Raw genomic sequence first — 2872 nt, 5'->3', positions numbered from 1 at the left:
GGAAGAGGGAAAAACCCTACAAAAGAAGAATAAAACTTGCGAGGGTCATAGCGGCCGTCAAGTCCCACTTTCTGACCAGTTCCTGTTTTCCCCCCTATACGATATCCTTCTATATAAGCCTTTTTTCCCGTTCCCTCTTTTACTGTTTTTTCCATCATTTCCAGAACTAAAGATGCTGTCCGCTCCGATACTACCTCTCCTGAAGAAACAGGAGAAAATCCCTCTATTATCTCTCCCGTGGGGCTGATTATTTTGCTCACCAAGCGAGGTTGCATCACCACCCCCTTATTAGTCAGAGCAGAAAGGGCTCTCAAAAGCTGCAAGGGAGTAACCATCATCTCCTGACCAATGGGAATAGCACCTATGGAGAGTAAAGACCAATCTCGGGAAGGGCGTAAAAGACCCTGCTCTTCTCCCGGTAATCCTATATCGCATTTTTCTCCCAATCCAAAATTCTTCAAATAATAAAATAGTTTATCTTTGCCCAGCCTTTCAGCCAGAGTAATAATCCCCACATTGCAAGAATTAATTAACAAATCTTCTAGCTTCTCTTCGCCATGAGCTTTAATATCTCGCACCCGATGATTATACACCATAACAAAACCAGGGCAAAAGAATCTCTCTTCAAGAGAAGCTTTTTTTTCTTCTAAAGCTGCAGCCATCACCAATGGTTTTACCGTAGAACCTGGCTCGAAAACCATACTGATAGCCAAATTTTTCCAGGATTCAGGGGGAAAATCTTGAAAGTTGCGATTATCAAAAGAAGGACGGCTGACCATAGCTAAAATGTCTCCACTCTGAGGGTTATTAACTATTACCACTCCTCGAAGAGCTTTAGTTTTTTCCATAGCCTGATCTAAGGCTTCTTCAGCAAAAAACTGGATGGTGCTATCTACAGTTAAAAGGAGATCGTTACCACTTTGAGGTGATAAGTGTTTAGTAGTAAGAGGTATTTCTCGCCCCAGAGCATCTTTTTCGTAAAATGTATAGCCCGGTTTACCTGCAATATAAGAATCAAAGGCAAACTCTAAACCCTCCAGCCCCTGTCTATCTTTTCCCACAAAACCCAGAAGATTACTAAATAAAGGGGCTTGAGGGTAAAAACGAACCGGTTTTTCCTTCCAGCTTATCCCTTTTAGCTTTTTCTCCTCCAGAGCTTCCTTCAAATAGAGGGGCGCATTGTCGGTAATCTCTATCCAGAAAAGCCCGCTCTGGAATTTTTGCTGCAATTCAGACGCTGAAAGGGAAAGAAGTTGAGATAATTCTTCTGCTATTTTCTCCGGGTCGTCCATCTGAGGAGGGTAAGCGCTGATAGAAAGAACCCCCACATCCTCAGCCAGTACTTTACCGCTTCGATCCAGAATTGACCCTCGAGAGGGCAAAGTTTCTTCTAATACTAAACGAGATAAGGCTTCTTCTCGATAAAATTTGCCCTGTAATACCTGAAGGGAAAAAACGCGAACTGCAACAACTCCTAAAAGGAATAAACTTAAAAAAAACAGAAAATTTGCCCGTCGGACAAATTTTCTGGAAATCATTCTCCTTGTGTCTCCTCAGGCATTTTACCCAGGACCAGCTCTCCTTCTCCGCCCCCCAAAGCCGAGCTGGACACCATATAGACAGTTTGATCGGGATAGGTCATACCCAGCTGATTTATTGCCACTTCTTTTATTCTCTCCAGCGAAGATAATTGGGCAATTTCCATTTTTAATTTCTCCCTGGTTGCCAACAAATTATCAATATTCTCCCTTTTTTGTTCCACCAAATAGCTTTTTTCTAAAAGCAAAGCTTGCAAGGTAACACAGAGGAAAGAAAGAGAAAAAATAAAAAATAGACCAAATATCAGCCAAGATTTAACCCGCTTCATTCTTATCCCTCCTTAATTTTACTTCGCTTTTCTCCTGCTCTCAGACGACCACTGCGAGCCCGAGGATTATCTCTCACCTCTTCAGGAGTGGGATAAACAGGTTTTTTGGTTAATACCTCCCACTCTTCTTCATCTTTTAAAAATCTTTTTACTATCCGATCTTCCAGGGAATGGTAGCTAATTACCACTACTCTTCCTCCCTCTTCTACCAGAGGAGAAACTTTTCTCAGAGCTTCTTCTATCTCCTTTAATTCTTCGTTTACAAAAATACGCAAAGCCATAAAAGTTCGAGTAGCAGGATGAATTTTTCCTCGTTGAGGGACTGCTCTTTCTATAACCCGGGCTAATTCCCGAGTAGTGGCTATGGGTTTTCTATCTCGCTCCTTCACTATAGCCCGAGCAATTCTTCGAGAAAACCTTTCTTCTCCGTAATAATAAATCAAATCAGCTAATTCCTTCTCCGGAAATTCATTGACCACCTGATAGGCATTTCGTTCCTCAGATAAATCCATTCTCATATCCAAAAATCCTTCCCTCTGGAAGCTAAAACCTCTCTCTGCTTTATCCAGCTGCCACGAGGATACCCCCAGATCAAACAATATCCCCGAAATTTTTTCTATACCCAGAGAAAAAAGAACCTGGTCAATTAGAGAAAACCTTTCTTTGACCAAATATACTGGAAGGGAAGGGTTTTTCAGGGTTTCCTTGGCCATTTTTATGGCTTCTTCATCTCGGTCTATCCCTACCAATATAGCCCCTTCATCGAGCTCACCCAGAATGGATAGAGCGTGGCCTCCTCCTCCTACTGTAGCATCTACATAAATTCCGTCTTTTCTCCAGAGAAGATAATGGAGCACTTCTTTCTCCATTACCGGTTGATGAAAAACATAAGTGTTCATATCTAAATACCCGTATCCACTATCTGCTCAGTGAGCTCGCCAAATTTCTTTCCCATCTCCTCATGATAAGGTCTCCAAATTTCTTCTGCCCAGATTTCCAGGCGTT

3 protein-coding genes are annotated in these 2872 nt (G+C 42.1%); all 3 read right to left on the bottom strand.

The genetic code is table 11. The annotated features are described in order from the left end of the window. Window positions 1-1538: peptidoglycan D,D-transpeptidase FtsI family protein (locus GXZ17_RS10785; RefSeq protein WP_409377286.1), on the bottom strand; the 1538-nt coding region annotated here is incomplete at its 3' end. Then, on the bottom strand, window positions 1535-1867 hold the full coding sequence (locus GXZ17_RS10780) for a septum formation initiator family protein (protein WP_409377285.1): 333 nt from the start codon (window positions 1865-1867) through the stop codon (window positions 1535-1537). The genes GXZ17_RS10785 and GXZ17_RS10780, both read right to left, overlap by 4 nt. Before the next feature lie 2 nt (window positions 1868-1869). Next, window positions 1870-2766, bottom strand: coding sequence for a 16S rRNA (cytosine(1402)-N(4))-methyltransferase RsmH (rsmH, locus tag GXZ17_RS10775; protein WP_409377284.1), 897 nt, complete (start codon window positions 2764-2766; stop codon window positions 1870-1872). Between the last annotated feature and the right edge of the window lie 106 nt (window positions 2767-2872).

This window comes from Candidatus Sordicultor fermentans (assembly GCF_012728195.1).
Taxonomy (GTDB): Bacteria; Atribacterota; Atribacteria; order Atribacterales; family Caldatribacteriaceae; genus Sordicultor; species Sordicultor fermentans.
Note: the sequence above shows the minus strand (reverse complement) of the source record. Positions and strands in the feature narration are given on the sequence as shown.